The sequence below is a fragment of the Planococcus sp. ISL-110 genome (assembly GCF_018613575.1).
GTDB lineage: Bacteria > Bacillota > Bacilli > Bacillales_A > Planococcaceae > Planococcus.
The window spans coordinates 34,434-52,336 of the sequence record NZ_JAGGPX010000034.1 but is presented as its reverse complement, the minus strand read 5'-3'; the positions used below and the strand labels follow the sequence as shown (position 1 = coordinate 52,336).

Annotated in this window: 18 protein-coding genes and 1 other annotated feature; all 18 genes read left to right on the top strand. The window is 43.5% G+C overall.

The window, feature by feature from the left end; all coding sequences use genetic code 11:
• Positions 1-2 precede the first annotated feature (2 nt).
• Positions 3-422 carry a Mini-ribonuclease 3 gene (locus tag J7I83_RS16610; RefSeq protein WP_285228713.1) on the top strand — a complete coding sequence of 140 codons (420 nt, stop codon included), beginning with the start codon at positions 3-5 and terminating at the stop codon, positions 420-422.
• Complete coding sequence (gene rlmB / locus J7I83_RS16605; RefSeq protein ID WP_215102550.1) at positions 419-1,174, top strand: 23S rRNA (guanosine(2251)-2'-O)-methyltransferase RlmB; 756 nt, start codon at positions 419-421, stop codon at positions 1,172-1,174. The genes J7I83_RS16610 and rlmB overlap by 4 nt, the downstream gene beginning before the upstream one ends.
• Positions 1,175-1,178: 4 nt before the next feature.
• On the top strand, positions 1,179-1,688 hold the full coding sequence (locus J7I83_RS16600; protein WP_215102548.1) for an NYN domain-containing protein: 510 nt from the start codon (positions 1,179-1,181) through the stop codon (positions 1,686-1,688).
• Positions 1,689-1,759: 71 nt separating this feature from the next.
• A complete protein-coding gene (gene sigH / locus J7I83_RS16595; protein WP_215102546.1) occupies positions 1,760-2,410 on the top strand; it encodes an RNA polymerase sporulation sigma factor SigH in 651 nt (216 codons plus the stop codon).
• Between the two features lie 69 nt (positions 2,411-2,479).
• Positions 2,480-2,626, top strand: a complete 147-nt coding sequence (rpmG, locus tag J7I83_RS16590) for a 50S ribosomal protein L33 (RefSeq protein ID WP_215102544.1) — start codon at positions 2,480-2,482, stop codon at positions 2,624-2,626.
• A gap of 59 nt (positions 2,627-2,685) precedes the next feature.
• The gene (gene secE / locus J7I83_RS16585; protein ID WP_215102542.1) at positions 2,686-2,871 is read left to right on the top strand and encodes a preprotein translocase subunit SecE; all 186 of its coding nucleotides are present in this window, start codon (positions 2,686-2,688) and stop codon (positions 2,869-2,871) included.
• A 103-nt stretch (positions 2,872-2,974) separates the two neighbouring features.
• On the top strand, positions 2,975-3,508 hold the full coding sequence (gene nusG / locus J7I83_RS16580; RefSeq protein WP_215102540.1) for a transcription termination/antitermination protein NusG: 534 nt from the start codon (positions 2,975-2,977) through the stop codon (positions 3,506-3,508).
• A 164-nt stretch (positions 3,509-3,672) separates the two neighbouring features.
• Positions 3,673-4,098 carry a 50S ribosomal protein L11 gene (gene rplK, locus J7I83_RS16575; protein ID WP_006828906.1) on the top strand — a complete coding sequence of 142 codons (426 nt, stop codon included), beginning with the start codon at positions 3,673-3,675 and terminating at the stop codon, positions 4,096-4,098.
• A 105-nt stretch (positions 4,099-4,203) separates the two neighbouring features.
• Positions 4,204-4,902 carry a 50S ribosomal protein L1 gene (gene rplA, locus J7I83_RS16570; protein WP_215102538.1) on the top strand — a complete coding sequence of 233 codons (699 nt, stop codon included), beginning with the start codon at positions 4,204-4,206 and terminating at the stop codon, positions 4,900-4,902.
• 42 nt (positions 4,903-4,944) lie between these two features.
• Positions 4,945-5,093, top strand: a sequence feature (ribosomal protein L10 leader region).
• A gap of 31 nt (positions 5,094-5,124) precedes the next feature.
• On the top strand, positions 5,125-5,625 hold the full coding sequence (gene rplJ, locus J7I83_RS16565) for a 50S ribosomal protein L10 (protein WP_215102536.1): 501 nt from the start codon (positions 5,125-5,127) through the stop codon (positions 5,623-5,625).
• A 57-nt stretch (positions 5,626-5,682) separates the two neighbouring features.
• A complete protein-coding gene (gene rplL / locus J7I83_RS16560) occupies positions 5,683-6,042 on the top strand; it encodes a 50S ribosomal protein L7/L12 (RefSeq protein WP_215102534.1) in 360 nt (119 codons plus the stop codon).
• A gap of 125 nt (positions 6,043-6,167) precedes the next feature.
• The gene (locus J7I83_RS16555; RefSeq protein ID WP_215102532.1) at positions 6,168-6,770 is read left to right on the top strand and encodes a class I SAM-dependent methyltransferase; all 603 of its coding nucleotides are present in this window, start codon (positions 6,168-6,170) and stop codon (positions 6,768-6,770) included.
• A 215-nt stretch (positions 6,771-6,985) separates the two neighbouring features.
• Positions 6,986-10,540, top strand: a complete 3,555-nt coding sequence (rpoB, locus tag J7I83_RS16550) for a DNA-directed RNA polymerase subunit beta (RefSeq protein WP_215102530.1) — start codon at positions 6,986-6,988, stop codon at positions 10,538-10,540.
• Positions 10,541-10,647: 107 nt separating this feature from the next.
• Positions 10,648-14,253 (top strand): DNA-directed RNA polymerase subunit beta', encoded by a 3,606-nt coding sequence (gene rpoC, locus J7I83_RS16545; protein ID WP_215102528.1) that lies wholly within the window; start codon positions 10,648-10,650, stop codon positions 14,251-14,253.
• Positions 14,254-14,389: 136 nt separating this feature from the next.
• Positions 14,390-14,638, top strand: a complete 249-nt coding sequence (locus J7I83_RS16540) for a ribosomal L7Ae/L30e/S12e/Gadd45 family protein (RefSeq protein WP_215102526.1) — start codon at positions 14,390-14,392, stop codon at positions 14,636-14,638.
• Between the two features lie 99 nt (positions 14,639-14,737).
• Entirely contained in the window at positions 14,738-15,157 is a 420-nt protein-coding gene (rpsL, locus tag J7I83_RS16535) for a 30S ribosomal protein S12 (protein WP_215102524.1), read from the top strand.
• A gap of 44 nt (positions 15,158-15,201) precedes the next feature.
• A complete protein-coding gene (gene rpsG / locus J7I83_RS16530) occupies positions 15,202-15,672 on the top strand; it encodes a 30S ribosomal protein S7 (RefSeq protein WP_215102521.1) in 471 nt (156 codons plus the stop codon).
• A 54-nt stretch (positions 15,673-15,726) separates the two neighbouring features.
• On the top strand, positions 15,727-17,805 hold the full coding sequence (fusA, locus tag J7I83_RS16525) for an elongation factor G (protein ID WP_215102519.1): 2,079 nt from the start codon (positions 15,727-15,729) through the stop codon (positions 17,803-17,805).
• Positions 17,806-17,903: the final 98 nt, after the last annotated feature.

Here is a 17,903-nt window from a genome sequence, read left to right as displayed (position 1 = left end):
TATTGAACGTTTTACGAAAAAATGATGTAGACCAACTGAACGCATTGGCTCTTGCCTATATGGGGGATGCCGTTTACGAGCAGTCCATCCGCGAGCATTTATTGCGTTCAGGCCGCGCCAAACCGAACATCCTCCACCGCCAGTCAACTACTTTTGTTTCTGCGAAAGCGCAGGCGATGGTTCTGAAACGGCTGACAGAAGAAAATTTTCTGACAGAAGCAGAATTGGCGATTATGAGACGGGGACGCAACGCCAAGTCCGGATCTGTTCCAAAAAATACTGATGTACAGACCTATAATTTTAGTACCGCCTTTGAAGCGGTGTTGGGCTGGCTATATTTAAAAGAAGAACAAGCGCGTGTGGACGAAATCATTTCCTATGCGATTGAGATTGTTGAAGAGCTGGGAGGCGTATTGAAATGACTGAAGAAGAGTTGGCACCGGAGATAATCGGAGGCAAGAACCCTGTACTGGAAGCGCTGCGTGCAGACCGGGACATCAATAAAATCTGGATTGCAGAAGGCGTCCAGAAAAAAGGCATCACCGAATTGCTGCAACTGGCAAAAGACAAAGGCGTCATTGTTCAGTCGGTACCAAAAAAGAAAATTGACGGGCTGACGGATACCAATCACCAAGGCATCGCAGCGGCAGTAGCCGCCTATAATTACGCAAACCTGGATGATTTGTTTGAGGCGGCCGCAGCAAAAAATGAAGATCCTTTTTTCCTGATCTTAGATGAGTTGGAAGATCCGCACAATCTGGGCTCGATCATGCGAACGGCCGACGCAATCGGTGTTCATGGTTTGATTATTCCAAAGCGCCGTGCTGTTGGTCTGACTGGTGTGGTGGCAAAGGCTTCGACAGGTGCGATTGAGCACGTACCCGTCGTGCGCATCAATAATTTGTCGCAGACCGTGGACGAGTTGAAAAAACGTGGTCTTTGGATTGCTGGTACAGATGCCAAAGAGTCGGTCGATTATCGCAGAATGGATGCCGCGCTGCCGCTGGCTGTCATCATCGGCAGCGAAGGCAAAGGAATGAGCCGGATTTTGCGTGACAAATGTGATTTTCTGTATCAATTGCCGATGGTCGGCCATGTCACTTCTCTAAATGCTTCAGTGGCAGCGAGCCTATTGATGTACGAAGTTTACAGAAAGCGCCATCCAATGGTTTAATGACATGAATATTCTGCTGGTTGATGGATACAATATCATTGGTGACTGGGTGGAACTGCAGGGATTGAAAAAAGATAAGTTGGCAAATGCCAGGGACCGTCTTATAGAGCGGATGGCTGAATACCGGAGTTATAAGGGGTGGCGTGTCATCATTGTATTTGATGCCCATCTTGTTCCGGGTATCGAAGCCAAGAATCTGCACCACGATGTTGAAGTCATTTTCACAAAAGAAAGCGAAACGGCAGATGAACGTATTGAAAAACTGGTGGCTATTTTAAACAATCGCCGCGACCAGGTTTATGTAGCTACTTCGGATTTAACGGAGCAATGGGTTATTTTCGGCAAAGGAGCTTTGCGAATTTCGGCGCGCGAACTGGAAGTTGAAATGATTGAAATACAGGAGAACATCACTAAAAAAGTAAAAGAAATCCAAGAGCAGCGCGGGATTTCAAAAATACCGCTGTCCGGCGAAGTAGCGGAAATTTTCGAAAAATGGCGAAGAGGCTTGAAATGAACGGTTGACGCTCATTTTTTTCTTCCTGTATACTGAACATATCGAGGCTCACGCAATCGGAGGGATCACCCGTGGAAAATCATGAGCAAGTTCAGCCCCAACGATTCACCGACCTGACAGATGAGGAACTTGTCAGTTTAGTCCACAGTGGCAACACGGAAGCATTGGATTTTTTGATTACAAAGTTCAGGCCTTTTGTTCGAATGAAAGCCCGGTCGTATTTTCTGATCGGTGCCGATAAGGAAGATATCATTCAAGAAGGAATGATTGGCTTATACAAGGCGATCCGTGATTTCCGCAGTGATAAATTGTCTTCTTTCCGGGCATTTGCAGAATTATGCATTATACGGCAAATTATCACAGCCATTAAAACGGCTACACGCCAAAAGCATATACCATTGAATTCATATGTATCTCTTGACAAGCCGATTTACGATGAAGAGTCTGACCGGACCTTAATGGATGTACTGACCGGAAATGGAGCAGACGATCCGGAGGACCTGATCATCCATAATGAAGAATTTCAGTACATGGAAGAGAAGATGGGCGAAGTATTAAGTGAACTTGAGCGTGAGGTGCTGGCCCTCTATTTAGACGGCCAATCCTATCAGGAAATTTCAGAAAAGCTTGAGCGCCATGTGAAATCGATTGATAACGCGTTGCAGCGGGTCAAGCGAAAACTGGAACGCCACTTGCAGATCAATGAGATGCCGAGCTCCTGATGCGCGGTTGACAGGTCTGTTTTAAGGTGATAACCTTGAAAAAGCTGTAAACTTGAATAAGGTGATAACATGGCTAAAAAAATTGTTTTAAGCTGCTCGAAATGTGCATCACGCAATTATACGGTTCCTGAAAAAGCGGAATCCAGCACACGTTTGGAACTCAAAAAATTCTGTGCTCATTGCAATGGGCATACCGTGCATAAACAAACGATATGAATTTTAACTGAATGCCGGACGATATAGAGTGATTTTGAAATTCGGAGGTTTTTTAAACAATGGGTAACATTGGCGGTTTCTTTAAAAATGTCGTTTCGGAAATGCGGAAAGTTAGCTGGCCGAAACGAAAAGAATTAACACGGTATACAATCGTTGTTCTTTCTACTTGTATTTTCATGGCTCTCTTCTTCTCAGTAGTCGATGCAGGCATCTCGGAATTATTCCGTTGGTTCTTAGCACTATAAGTCATTCGACAAGAATAACGCATAAAAAATAGCCCGTCATTCTATGAGAACGGGTTTTTTCATTTGGTAAAAAAGGAGGGATGGACGTTCAGTCCGCACGATTATGGAGAAAAATTGGTATGTAGTCCACACGTATTCCGGATATGAGAATAAAGTGAAGGCAAACCTGGAAAAGCGTGTTGAAACAATGGGTATGGAAGATCTTATCTTCCGCGTCATCATTCCAGAAGAAGAAGAAACGGATTTTAAAGATGGCAAGAAGCGCACAGTCATGCGCAAAACATTCCCGGGATATGTCCTAGTTGAGTTGATCATGACAGATGAGTCTTGGTATGTAGTCCGAAATACACCAGGTGTTACAGGATTTATCGGTTCATCGGGCGGGGGAGCAAAACCGACGCCTTTACTAGATGAAGAAGTTGATTTCATCCTGAAACAAATGGGAATGACAGAACGCAAGATGGATATCGACTTTGCAGTTGCCGATACAGTTGAAGTGATGGAAGGGCCATTCGCCAACTTCCAAGGGAAAGTGGAAGAAATTGATGATACAAAAGGCAAAGTTAAAGTGTCGATTGATATCTTCGGCCGCGAAACCAAAATGGAACTGGATTTCGAGCAGGTTCAAAAAGTATAAACCCCCCTTGCTATTCTGAATTATTAATGGTATTATTTCATAGGTCAGACTGTCATAGGACAATCTGTACAATTTAGCTAATTCTATCAACATCGTTGACAGACAGATATTGAGTGGGAGGGGAAACCCTATTACCACATCACGGACTTAAGGAGGTGTGTTTCGTGGCTAAAAAAGTTGTAAAAGTTGTAAAATTGCAGATACCTGCAGCAAAAGCTAATCCAGCGCCACCAGTTGGTCCAGCATTGGGTCAAGCAGGTGTTAACATCATGGGCTTCTGTAAAGAGTTCAACGCGCGTACGGCAGATCAAGCAGGACTGATCATTCCAGTTGAGATTTCAGTATTTGAAGATCGTTCATTTACATTCATTACTAAAACTCCACCCGCAGCTGTTCTATTAAAAGTAGCAGCCGGTATTGAATCAGGTTCAGGCGAACCGAACCGCAATAAAGTAGCGACTGTGAAACGCGACAAAGTTCGCGAAATTGCAGAAACTAAAATGCCAGATCTAAATGCTGCTTCAGTAGAAGCTGCAATGTTGATGGTTGAAGGTACTGCTCGCAGTATGGGCATTACAATCGAAGACTAATTCTAGTAGTTGTTTTTGGATGGGTTGCGCAGTTCATCATGAGCCGCGCAGCCTTTAATCGTGGGAGGTTCATTCCGTTATACCACAACAAGGAGGACATTTAAAATGGCTAAAACAGGCAAAAAGCTGCAAGATGCAGCAAAATTGATCGACCGTTCAAAACTATACGAAGCTAAAGAAGCAATCGAACTTGCGAAAAAAGCAAGCACAGTGAACTTTGACGCTACAGTAGAAGTGGCTTTCCGTCTAGGAATTGACACGCGTAAGAACGACCAGCAAATCCGTGGGGCAGTAGTACTTCCGAACGGAACTGGTAAAACTCAAAGCGTATTGGTTTTCGCTAAAGGCGAAAAACTGAAAGAAGCTGAAGCAGCTGGCGCAGATTTCGTAGGCGACGCTGAATATATCGAAAAAATCCAACAAGGATGGTTTGACTTCGACGTGATCGTTGCAACTCCTGACATGATGGGTGAAGTTGGTAAACTTGGGCGCGTTTTGGGACCTAAAGGCTTAATGCCAAACCCTAAAACAGGCACAGTTACATTTGATGTAACAAAAGCTGTTCAGGAAATCAAGGCTGGTAAAGTGGAATATCGTGCAGATAAAACGGGTATCATCCATGCGCCAATTGGGAAAGTTTCTTTTGATGACAGCAAACTTGCTGAAAACTTGGAAGCAATCTATGATGTAGTACAAAAAGCGAAGCCATCTTCTGCTAAAGGTACTTACATCAAATCGTTGAACGTCACTACTACAATGGGGCCTGCTGTTAAAGTAGATCCATCAAAAGTGGTTGCTAAATAAGATATTGACATCGTATTTTTGCTCTGCTATACTAGCGGAGTTGTGAAATACCCATTTGTACCGCAGACAGCAGGGGCGCAAGCCGCTTAATTTATCCCTGCCGAGGACATGATGAATTCAGATAACATCTTTTTGATGCTGATTTTATGCCTCTGTGTCTGTAATGGACCAGAGGCTTTTCTTATGGACGGTATAAATGAAAAATCTATAGGAGGTGCCAAAATGAGCAAAGCAGTTGAAACGAAAAAAGTTGTCGTGCAAACAATCGCTGATAAATTCAACGCTGCAGCTTCGGTTGTAGTTGTTGATTACCGTGGATTGAACGTTGCACAATTAACAGAACTTCGTAAACAGCTTCGTGAAGCAGGCGTTGAGTTTAAAGTTTACAAAAACTCAATGACTCGCCGTGCGACAGAAATGCACGGACTTGAAGCGATCAACGAACACTTTACAGGACCAAACGCAATTGCATTTTCTAACGAAGATGTAGTAGCGCCAGCGAGAATCATCAATACTTTCGCTAAAACAAACGACGCGCTTGAAATTAAAGCGGGTATCATCGAAGGTGCAATCGCATCTGCTGAAGATATGAAAGCATTGGCAGAACTTCCATCACGCGATGGTTTGCTATCTATGCTACTCAGCGTACTACAAGCTCCAATCCGCAACTTTGCAGCTACGACGAAAGCAGTTGCAGATCAAAAAGAAGAACAAGGCGCTTAATAAGTTAGCCGGCTAAGCACGACAAAAAATATTACCTATCAATAGGAGGAAACTATAATGACACAAGAACAAATCTTAGACGCAATCAAAGAAATGACAGTTCTTCAACTTAACGACCTAGTAAAAGCAATCGAAGAAGAGTTCGGCGTAACTGCTGCTGCTCCAGTCGCTGCTGCTGCTGGCGGTGCTGCTGCTGAAGAAGAACAAACGGAATTCGACGTAGTTCTTAATTCTGCTGGCGATTCAAAAATCAAAGTAATCAAAGCAGTACGTGAAGTAACTGGTCTTGGTCTTAAAGAAGCGAAAGCTCTTGTAGACGAAGCTCCTAAAGCAATCAAAGAAGGCGTTACTAAAGAAGAAGCTGAAGAAGTCAAAGGTAAACTTGAAGAAGTTGGCGCATCAGTAGAAGTTAAGTAATTTCATGAATCTATAAAAATGAAAGGAAAGCTCGTCAGTGTATACCGACGGGCTTTTCTTCTTTTTAAATTCATTTGTATAGCGGGCAGCTGCCCGTAATAAGGTGAACGCAAGGAGGACTTTATATGTCTCAACATTATTATTCCGAAAATCCTCAAACAAAAAGTAATCCCCGAGAGTGGACAGACGTATTGCGCGGGGAAAAATTCCGTTTCCAGACCGACACGGGTGTTTTCAGCAAAAGTGAAGTCGATTTTGGTTCGCGTTTGTTGATCGAGACATTCGAAGAAGCTGAGATAGTTGGTCCGGTGCTGGATGTTGGCTGCGGGTACGGACCCATCGGAATGGTGGTTGCCAAAGTACTTCCTCATAAACATGTGCATATGGTGGATGTCAACACACGGGCCATCGAACTGGCAAAAATAAACGTTGAAAAGAACAGTATCTCCAATGTCCAGATTTACGAAAGTGACGGCTTGGGCGCTGTTGAAGCTGTTGATTTCTCTGCGATTTTAACAAACCCGCCGATTAGGGCAGGTAAAGAAACCATTTTTCGTTTTTATGAAGAAGCTGCTGAAAAGTTGGTGGATGGCGGATCGTTGTGGGTGGTTATACAGAAAAAGCAGGGCGCTCCTTCTACACAAGCGAAACTAGAAGAGCTTTTCGGAGAAGTCAGAATAGTCGACAAGAAGAAAGGTTACTTTATTTTTGAGGCCAAAAAAGTTTGACTTGACAAAACGGCTGTGTTATTATAATGAAATGCAAAATTTATTATTTTGAGGTCGTTTGCCCTTTTTTGGGCTTGGCATGGCGACAGAGCTAATCACGTGTAAACCGAAAATGAGCTGATTTTAGTCTCGTTTTCTTTTTGTCTTTTCGATATCATACACTATTTTGTAGAAATCGCAAAGACCTATAATCGTTTTATTGAGGGGTGAATAAGTTGGTAGGTCAACTAGTTCAGTACGGTCAACATCGTCAACGCAGAAGTTTTTCGAGAATCAGTGAAGTGCTGGATCTTCCGAACTTGATTGAAATTCAATCATCATCTTACGAATGGTTCCTCGAAGAAGGGCTTCGTGAAATGTTCCGGGACATCTCACCGATTGAAGATTTCACAGGAAATCTATCACTCGAGTTTGTTGATTACAGTCTCGCGGAACCGAAGTATCCAGTCGATGAATCGAAAGAGCGTGACGTTACTTATGCAGCACCTTTGCGTGTTAAAGTACGTCTGCACAACAAAGAAACAGATGAAGTGAAAGAACAGGATGTCTTCATGGGAGATTTCCCATTAATGACAGAAACGGGCACTTTCGTCATCAATGGCGCAGAACGCGTCATCGTTTCCCAATTGGTTCGTTCGCCAAGTGTTTATTTTCATGATAAGACAGATAAAAATGGTAAAAAAGGCTTCGGAGCCACTGTTATTCCAAACCGTGGAGCATGGCTGGAATATGAAACAGATGCGAAAGATGTCGTGTACGTTAGAATTGATCGCACACGTAAATTGCCGGTAACGGTTCTTTTGAGAGCTCTTGGTTTCGGGTCTGACCAGGAAATCATCGATTTGCTTGGAGATAACGAATTCCTTCAAAACACGCTTGAAAAAGATAACACAGAGAGCACAGAAAAAGCGCTTCTTGAAATCTATGAACGCTTGCGCCCTGGTGAGCCGCCAACAGTTGAAAGCGCGAAGAGCTTATTGTATTCACGCTTCTTCGATCCAAAGCGCTATGACCTGGCAAATGTCGGCCGTTACAAAATGAACAAAAAGCTACACATTAAAAACCGTCTTTTCAATCAGACTATCGCTGAAACCCTGGCGGATCCTGAAACAGGTGAGATTCTAGTTGAAGCCGGCACATTAATTGATCGCCGTGTACTTGATCGCTTGATTCCAAACTTGGAAAATGGAGTTGGTTTCCATACCGTTTCCCAAGTGGGTGGTGTCCTGGAAGGTGAAGTTACCTTGCAGTCGATCAAAATCTACGCGCCAAACAATGAGGATCAAAAAGAGATTACTGTCATCAGCAACGCTTATATAGAAGATAAAATCAAACATGTAACACCGGCTGATATTATTTCTTCTATTAGTTACTTCTTTAACCTTCTTTATGGTGTTGGAAACACGGATGATATTGATCATCTTGGTAACCGTCGTCTACGTTCAGTAGGTGAATTGCTACAAAACCAATTCCGTATCGGTTTATCCCGTATGGAGCGCGTTGTTCGTGAACGGATGTCCATTAATGATACACAGGCAATCGTTCCTCAGCAATTGATCAATATCCGTCCGGTTATTGCATCGATTAAAGAGTTCTTCGGCAGCTCTCAGCTTTCCCAGTTTATGGATCAAACCAATCCATTAGCTGAATTGACGCACAAACGCCGTCTATCGGCGCTTGGGCCCGGTGGTTTAACACGTGAACGCGCAGGCTTTGAAGTGCGTGACGTTCACTATTCCCATTATGGCCGTATGTGTCCGATTGAAACGCCTGAGGGTCCAAACATTGGACTGATCAACACGCTTTCAACATTTGCGAAAGTGAATAAGTTTGGTTTTATTGAAACTCCTTATCGCCGCGTAGATGCTGAATCCGGCATTGTCACGGAAAATATTGATTATTTGACTGCTGATGAAGAGGATAATTATGTAGTGGCTCAGGCCAATTCAAAGCTGAATGACGATGGTTCATTTGTTGAAGAAGGCATTGTTGCACGTTTCCGCGGTGAGAACACCGTCTACAAACGCGGTAGCATAGACTACATGGACGTTTCTCCAAAACAAGTCGTTTCTGTAGCTACAGCATGTATTCCGTTCCTTGAAAACGATGACTCCAACCGAGCATTAATGGGAGCGAACATGCAACGTCAAGCAGTTCCATTACTAAACCCGGAAGCTCCTTTTGTAGGAACTGGGATGGAACACTTGGCAGCACGTGATTCCGGTGCAGCTGTAGTATCAAAAAATGATGGTATTGTAGAAGTTGTGGAAGCTAAAGAAATTTCTGTCCGCCGCATTGAAGTCGTGGAAGGCAATGAAGTCAGAGGCGACCTTGACACATACAAATTGCAAAAATTCGTTCGTTCCAACCAAGGAACAAGTTATAATCAGCGCCCAATCGTCAAAGTTGGAGACCGTGTTTCGAGACGTGACATCCTGGCTGATGGACCTTCAATGGAACGTGGAGAGATGGCATTAGGAAGAAACGTACTGGTTGCCTTCATGACTTGGGATGGGTTTAACTACGAAGATGCGATCATCATGAGTGAGCGCTTAGTGAAAGACGATGTTTACACATCTGTTCATATCGAAGAGTATGAATCCGATTCACGTGATACAAAACTCGGGCCAGAAGAAATTACGCGTGACATCCCAAACATTGGGGAAGACGCATTGCGTAACTTGGATGACCGAGGAATTATCCGTGTTGGTGCTGAAGTGAAAGATGGAGATATTCTAGTTGGTAAAGTAACACCTAAAGGGGTTACTGAATTGACTGCTGAAGAACGTCTTCTTCATGCCATTTTTGGTGAAAAAGCACGTGAAGTGCGTGATACTTCATTGCGGGTGCCTCACGGTGCCGGCGGTATTGTACTGGATGTTAAGATCTTCAATCGTGAAGATGGAGACGAACTGCCACCGGGTGTTAACCAGCTGGTTCGTGCATATATCGTTCAAAAACGTAAAATCTCTGTTGGCGATAAAATGGCTGGACGCCACGGAAACAAAGGTGTTATTTCAAGGATTCTGCCTGAAGAAGATATGCCATTCATGCCAGACGGTACTCCGGTCGACATCATGTTGAACCCACTTGGTGTACCATCCCGTATGAATATCGGTCAGGTGCTTGAGTTGCACCTTGGAATGGCTTCCCGTTCACTTGGAATTCATATGGCTTCGTCTGTATTTGATGGAGCGAATGAAGAAGATGTACTGGAAACAATGGAAGAATCAGGTATGCCGCGCGATGGCAAAACAATTCTTTATGATGGCCGTTCTGGTGAAGCATTCGATAACCGTGTGTCTGTAGGAATCATGTACATGATTAAACTTGCCCACATGGTCGATGATAAATTGCACGCCCGTTCAACGGGGCCTTACTCATTGGTTACACAACAGCCATTGGGTGGTAAAGCGCAATTCGGCGGACAGCGTTTTGGTGAGATGGAAGTATGGGCACTTGAAGCGTATGGTGCTGCTCATACATTACAAGAAATCCTAACGGTGAAGTCGGATGATGTCGTAGGCCGCGTGAAAACCTATGAAGCAATCGTCAAAGGTGAAAGTGTACCGGAACCAAGTGTGCCGGAATCATTTAAAGTTTTGATCAAAGAGCTTCAGAGTTTAGGTATGGACGTTAAGATGTTGACGATTGATGATGAAGAAATTGAGTTGCGCGATTTGGATGAAGAGGAAGATCTTCAGCCAGCGGATTCATTGAACATCCTCCCGATTGCAGATACAGAAGCACCGGTTGGAACAATTGATTAATACCCACTGGATTCGAACGGCTTTAACCGGTCGTTCTCCATTTATTCACTTAGCCATTACCGAGGAAGAGCCGTACAGAAACTCGAGACAAAAGGGAGGTAGGCTCCTTGATAGATGTTAATAATTTTGAGTATATGAAGATCGGATTAGCGTCACCCGATAAAATTCGCTCATGGTCTTATGGAGAAGTCAAAAAGCCAGAAACAATCAATTACCGTACACTGAAACCTGAAAAAGATGGTTTGTTCTGTGAACGTATTTTCGGTCCTACAAAAGACTGGGAATGCCATTGCGGTAAATACAAACGTGTCCGTTACAAAGGTGTTGTCTGCGATCGCTGTGGCGTTGAAGTCACACGATCTAAAGTTCGCCGTGAACGCATGGGGCATATTGAATTAGCAGCTCCTGTTTCGCACATCTGGTATTTCAAAGGAATTCCTAGCCGCATGGGACTTATCCTGGATATGTCTCCACGTTCACTTGAAGAAGTTATTTATTTTGCTTCTTATGTAGTAATCGATCCTGCGGATACACCGCTTGAAAAGAAACAGCTTCTTTCTGAAAAAGAATACCGTGCTTACCGTGATAAATTTGGAAAGAAATTCCAAGCTGCCATGGGAGCTGAAGCAATCAAACGTCTATTGCAGGAAATCGACCTTGAGCGCGAAACGGATTCTTTAAAAGAAGAATTAAAAACAGCTCAAGGCCAACGCCGCACCCGTGCGATCAAACGCCTTGAAGTGGTTGAGTCATTCCGTAATTCAGGAAACAATCCTGATTGGATGATCCTTGATGTTCTTCCTGTTATTCCACCTGAACTTCGCCCGATGGTTCAATTAGACGGCGGCCGCTTTGCGACTTCTGATTTAAATGACCTTTATCGCCGCGTAATCAACCGGAATAACCGTTTGAAACGTCTTTTGGACCTTGGCGCACCGAGCATTATCGTACAGAACGAAAAACGTATGCTTCAAGAAGCTGTTGATGCGTTGATCGATAACGGCCGTCGCGGTCGTCCGGTCACAGGACCTGGTAACCGTCCATTGAAATCTCTTTCTCATATGCTGAAAGGGAAACAAGGGCGTTTCCGTCAGAACCTTCTTGGTAAACGAGTTGATTACTCAGGCCGTTCCGTTATCGTTGTTGGACCTAACCTGAAAATGTATCAATGTGGTTTGCCGAAAGGAATGGCAATCGAATTGTTCAAGCCATTCGTTATGAAAGAATTGGTTGAACGTGGATTGGCCCATAATATCAAGAGTGCAAAACGCAAAATCGAACGTCTTCATTCTGAAGTCTGGGATGTATTGGAAGATGTCATCAAGGAGCACCCGGTTCTATTGAACCGAGCACCGACTCTTCACAGACTGGGTATCCAGGCATTTGAGCCGACATTAGTTGAAGGTAAAGCAATCCGTCTTCATCCGCTTGTATGTACTGCATACAATGCCGATTTCGACGGTGACCAAATGGCTGTTCACGTACCTTTATCATCCGAAGCACAGGCAGAAGCAAGACTGTTGATGCTTGCAGCTCAAAACATTTTGAATCCAAAAGACGGAAAACCTGTTGTAACACCATCTCAGGATATGGTACTAGGAAACTATTACTTAACGCTTGAGCGCAAAGGTGCTACAGGAGAAGGCGCTACTTTCTCAGGACCTGAAGAAGTAATGATCGCTTATCAAACAGGCCACGTACATCTGCATACGCGTATTGCAATCCAAGGTGGAGCCGTCAACAACCCGACGTTCACAGAAGAACAAAACAAAATGCTTTTATTGACAACTGTCGGTAAAATCATTTTCAATGAAATTCTGCCGAAGTCATTCCCGTACATCAATGAACCGACTGATTACAATCTGCAGGTGGAAACACCAGCGAAATATTTCGTCGCTACAACGACTGATATTCGTAAGCATATTGAGGAAGCGGAACTTGTGACACCGTTCAAGAAGAAAATTCTTGGGGAAATCATCGCGGAAGTATTCAAACGTTTCCACATTACGGAAACTTCTAAAATGCTTGACCGTATGAAGAGTCTTGGATTCAAGTATTCGACACAAGCCGGCATCACTGTTGGTGTGGCGGATATCGTAGTTCTTCCGGACAAGGGAGAAATTCTGGTCGATGCACAAGAAAACGTAGATAAAGTAATGAAACAATTCCGTCGCGGATTGATTACAGAAGAAGAGCGATATGCACGCGTCATTTCATATTGGAGCAATGCAAAAGATATCATTCAGAGCAAACTGATGGCATCTCTTGATAACTTGAATCCAATCTTTATGATGAGTGATTCCGGAGCGCGTGGTAATGCATCCAACTTTACACAGCTTGCTGGTATGCGCGGATTGATGGCCAACCCGGCTGGACGCATCATCGAACTTCCGATTAAATCATCCTTCCGTGAAGGGTTGACCGTACTTGAATATTTCATCTCTACTCACGGTGCTCGTAAAGGTCTTGCTGATACAGCACTTAAAACAGCCGATTCTGGTTATTTGACACGTCGTCTGGTAGACGTTGCACAAGATGCAATTGTCCGCGAAAATGACTGTGGCACTGACCGAGGCCTGTTGGTAGGTGCGTTGATGGAAGGTACAGAAGTGATTGAAGAGCTTGATGAGCGTATCGTTGGCCGTCATGCTAAGAAAACAATTCGCCATCCGGAAACAAAAGAAATAATTGTAGCGAAAGATGAATTGATCACACAAGATTTGACCCGTCTTATTCTCGAAGCGGGCCTCAAAGAAGTAACAATCCGTTCTGCGTTTACATGTAATACGAAACACGGCATTTGTAAGAAATGCTATGGCACAAACTTGGCAACTGGCGACGAAGTTGAAGTGGGAGAAGCAGTAGGTATTATTGCAGCTCAATCAATCGGTGAACCAGGAACTCAGCTTACGATGCGTACATTCCATACAGGCGGGGTTGCAGGAGACGATATTACACAAGGTCTTCCGCGTATCCAGGAAATATTTGAATCGCGTAATCCGAAAGGCCAGGCAGTTATTTCAGAAATTACAGGTACAGTTACTGAGATTGATGAAATTCGCGAAGGTCAGAAAGAAGTAACAATTCAAGGTGACGTTGAAACTCGTAAATACTTAGCTCCATACAATGCGCGCATCAAGGTTCAAGTTGATGATGCCATTTTCCGTGGCGAAGTATTGACGGATGGTTCAATCGACCCGAAACAATTGCTTCAAGTAAAAGATGTTCAAGCTGTTCAAGTATACCTATTGAAAGAAGTTCAAAAAGTATACCGTATGCAAGGGGTAGAAATCGGCGATAAGCACGTTGAAGTTATGGTTCGTCAAATGTTCCGTAAAGTTCGCGTTATTGAAGCTGGCGATACTGAATTGCTGCCAGGTTCACTTTTGGATATTCACCAGTTTACTGAAGCCAACGTCAAAGCGGTTCTAGAAGGCAACTTGCCAGCGACAAGCCGTCCTGTAATTTTAGGGATCACGAAAGCTTCACTTGAAACAGAATCATTCCTATCAGCCGCATCATTCCAGGAAACGACTCGCGTCTTAACGGATGCAGCGATTAAAGGAAAACGTGATGAGCTTCTAGGATTGAAAGAGAATGTCATCATCGGTAAACTTGTTCCAGCTGGAACAGGAATGCAGCGTTACCGCCAAATCAAGATTGCTCAAAGCGAAAAAGCAGCGAAGCAGGAAATTGTCGGTACAGAGTCATAAAATAGATTTTTGGATTCCGGGGAGCTACTGATAGCCTCCCCGGGATTTTTTAAGAATTCAGTTGACAGTATTGTCATAGAATGATAATATGTTGAGGGTTGATGGTTAACGGTCTGACACTTTGGAGGATATGCAAATGTCTAATGAAAAAGTAAAACAGGCAAGTAAAATAATCATCGGTACAAAGCAGACAGTAAAAGCATTGAAAAGCGGCATTGTCCAAGAGATAATAGTGGCAAAAGACGCGGACGATCGAATGACCGAACAGATTATCCAACTAGCCTTAGAAAAAGGTATTCGGATCGAATTTGCAGATTCACGATTGAAGCTTGGCAAAGCATATGGCATTAATGTCGGTGCAGCTGCTGTGGCTATTACTGGATAACAGTTTTTGTGTAAAAACACAAAGACTTTGTTTTTTACCCAAAAATGAACCACCTGGATATGTGGTATTAGAACACCTTTTGAGAGGAGGAAAAAATCGATGCCTACAATTAACCAATTAGTTAACAAGCCTCGTAAACCAAAGACTACGAAATCAGGTTCACCAGCGCTAAACAAAGGGTACAACAGCTTTAAAAAGTCTCAAACTGACGTGACATCACCACAAAAACGTGGAGTATGTACTCGTGTTGGTACGATGACACCAAAAAAACCAAACTCGGCATTGCGTAAATATGCTCGTGTACGGTTGACTAACCAAATCGAGGTTAATGCTTACATCCCTGGAGAAGGTCACAACCTTCAAGAGCACAGTGTAGTTCTTCTTCGCGGCGGACGCGTAAAAGATTTACCAGGTGTACGTTACCATATTGTACGTGGAGCACTTGATACAGCTGGAGTAAGCGGCCGTATGCAAAGCCGTTCTAAATACGGTACTAAACGTCCTAAAGCAAAAAAATAATAAGTTAAATTAACGAAGAGATTTCGTTGAAAGGAGGAACATACATGCCTCGTAAAGGTCCTGTAGCTAAACGTGACGTGTTGCCAGATCCAATTTATAATTCAAAATTGGTGACACGCTTAATTAATAAAATGATGGTTGACGGAAAAAGAGGTACTTCACAAAAGATCCTATACGGAGCGTTTGAGTTAGTGAAAGAACGCAGCGGTAAAGATCCGATTGAAGTATACGAACAAGCATTGACTAACATTATGCCAGTTCTTGAAGTTCGCTCTCGCCGTGTTGGTGGAGCTAACTATCAAGTGCCGGTTGAAGTTCGTCCTGAACGCCGTACAACTTTAGGTCTTCGCTTCCTTGTGAACTATTCACGTCTTCGTGGAGAGAAAACAATGGAAGAGCGTTTGGCTAATGAAATCATGGATGCAGCCAACAATACTGGTTCATCAGTTAAGAAACGTGAAGATTTGCATAAAATGGCAGAAGCCAACAAAGCATTCGCTCACTATCGCTGGTAATTTCTTTCGAGATGTTTTTAACATCTTAATCAGAAACGGAAGGAGAAAAACAACATGGCTAGAGAGTTCTCCTTAGACAAAACACGTAATATCGGGATCATGGCACACATTGATGCTGGTAAAACGACTACTACGGAGCGTATTTTATATTATACTGGTAGAATCCACAAAATTGGGGAAACGCATGAAGGTGCTTCTCAAATGGACTGGATGGAGCAGGAGCAGGAACGCGGAATCACGATTACGTCAGCTGCTACAACTGCTTCATGGAAAAACCACCGTGTTAACATCATCGATACTCCTGGACACGTAGACTTCACTGTTGAAGTAGAACGTTCATTGCGCGTACTTGATGGTGCTGTTACTGTTCTTGATGCTCAATCAGGTGTTGAGCCTCAGACTGAAACAGTTTGGCGCCAAGCTACAACATACGGAGTTCCACGTATCGTATTTATCAACAAAATGGATAAAATCGGTGCTGATTTCCTTTACTCTGTAGGTACATTGCACGATCGCCTACAAGCTAATGCTCACCCAATCCAGTTGCCAATCGGCGCAGAAGACGAATTTTCAGCAATTATCGACCTTGTTGAAATGAACGCGCGCTTCTATGCAAACGATTTGGGAACTGAAATCACAGAAGGTGAAATTCCGGAATCTCATAAAGAGCTTGCAGAAGAATGGCACACTAAATTAGTGGAAGCTGTTGCTGAACTTGATGAAGACTTGATGGAAAAATATCTTGGCGGGGAAGAAATTACAAAAGAAGAACTTAAAGCTGCTATCCGTAAAGGAACGCTAGACGTTGAGTTTTACCCAGTAGTTTGTGGATCTGCTTTCAAAAATAAAGGGGTTCAATTAATGCTTGATGCAGTAATTGATTACCTGCCATCTCCATTGGATGTACCTCCAATGACTGGCGTTCTTCCGGATTCAGACGAAGAGGTATTGCGTAAACCTAGCGAAGATGAACCGTTTTCTGCGTTGGCGTTTAAAGTAATGACGGATCCATACGTTGGGAAATTGACTTTCTTCCGTGTATATTCAGGTTCTCTTAAATCTGGTTCATATGTTCAGAACTCTTCTAAAGGCAAGCGTGAGCGCGTAGGACGTATCCTTCAAATGCACGCAAACTCCCGTGAAGAAATCGCTGAAGTATATTGTGGAGATATTGCTGCTGCTATCGGACTTAAAGATACATCAACTGGTGATACTTTGAGTGACGAGAAACAACAGGTTATTCTTGAGCGTATGGTATTCCCAGAACCTGTTATCTCACTTTCTGTGGAACCTAAGTCAAAAGCGGATCAAGATAAAATGGGTCAAGCCCTTGCAAAACTGCAAGAAGAAGATCCAACTTTCCGTGCGCACACTGACCAGGAAACTGGCCAAACAATCATCGCGGGTATGGGTGAACTTCACCTTGATATCCTAGTTGACCGTATGCGCCGTGAATTCAACGTAGAAGCTAACGTGGGTGCACCTCAGGTATCTTACCGTGAGACATTCCGTGAGTCTGCTAAAGTTGAAGGTAAATTCGTACGCCAATCTGGTGGACGTGGACAATTCGGACACGTTTGGATTGAATTCTCTCCAAACGAAGAAGGAGCAGGTTTTGAATTTGAAAATGGTATAGTTGGTGGTGTTGTTCCACGTGAATACATCCCAGCAGTTGAAGCGGGTCTTCGCGACTCTCTAGACAACGGTGTTATTGCCGGATATCCTTTGATTGATATCAAAGCTCGTTTGTTCGACGGATCTTACCATGATGTTGACTCGAATGAGATGGCATTTAAAGTCGCTGCTTCTATGGCGCTTAAAAATGCAATTTCTAAAGTTAGGCCGGTTCTTCTTGAGCCAATTATGCGTGTTGAGGTTGTTATCCCTGAGGAATACCTTGGAGATATCATGGGTGACATTACGTCACGCCGAGGCCGTGTAGAAGGTATGGACGCACGCGGAAACGCACAAGTTGTCCGTTCTATGGTACCTCTTGCAGAAATGTTCGGTTATGCAACTTCATTGCGTTCAAATACGCAAGGCCGTGGTGTATTCTCAATGCACTTCGATCACTATGAAGAAGTGCCGAAATCAATTTCTGAAGAAATCATCAAAAAAAATAAAGGTCAATAATTGAATTTTGATCTTTAATAAAGTATAAATAGTTTGTATGTCTGGAATAATAGGGCCCTATTATTTCAGCACTTCAAACAAACATTCACTTACATTTT

Bases quoted from the DNA above. Each gene is read 5' to 3' on its own strand.
- rlmB (WP_215102550.1), top strand. From the start codon at position 419: ATGACTGAAGAAGAGTTGGCACCGGAGATAATCGGAGGCAAGAACCCT.
- J7I83_RS16600 (WP_215102548.1), top strand. From the start codon at position 1,179: ATGAATATTCTGCTGGTTGATGGATACAATATCATTGGTGACTGGGTG.
- rpmG (WP_215102544.1), top strand. From the start codon at position 2,480: ATGGCTAAAAAAATTGTTTTAAGCTGCTCGAAATGTGCATCACGCAAT.
- secE (WP_215102542.1), top strand. From the start codon at position 2,686: ATGGGTAACATTGGCGGTTTCTTTAAAAATGTCGTTTCGGAAATGCGG.
- nusG (WP_215102540.1), top strand. From the start codon at position 2,975: ATGGAGAAAAATTGGTATGTAGTCCACACGTATTCCGGATATGAGAAT.
- rplA (WP_215102538.1), top strand. From the start codon at position 4,204: ATGGCTAAAACAGGCAAAAAGCTGCAAGATGCAGCAAAATTGATCGAC.
- rplJ (WP_215102536.1), top strand. From the start codon at position 5,125: ATGAGCAAAGCAGTTGAAACGAAAAAAGTTGTCGTGCAAACAATCGCT.
- rplL (WP_215102534.1), top strand. From the start codon at position 5,683: ATGACACAAGAACAAATCTTAGACGCAATCAAAGAAATGACAGTTCTT.
- J7I83_RS16555 (WP_215102532.1), top strand. From the start codon at position 6,168: ATGTCTCAACATTATTATTCCGAAAATCCTCAAACAAAAAGTAATCCC.
- J7I83_RS16540 (WP_215102526.1), top strand. From the start codon at position 14,390: ATGTCTAATGAAAAAGTAAAACAGGCAAGTAAAATAATCATCGGTACA.
- rpsL (WP_215102524.1), top strand. From the start codon at position 14,738: ATGCCTACAATTAACCAATTAGTTAACAAGCCTCGTAAACCAAAGACT.
- rpsG (WP_215102521.1), top strand. From the start codon at position 15,202: ATGCCTCGTAAAGGTCCTGTAGCTAAACGTGACGTGTTGCCAGATCCA.
- fusA (WP_215102519.1), top strand. From the start codon at position 15,727: ATGGCTAGAGAGTTCTCCTTAGACAAAACACGTAATATCGGGATCATG.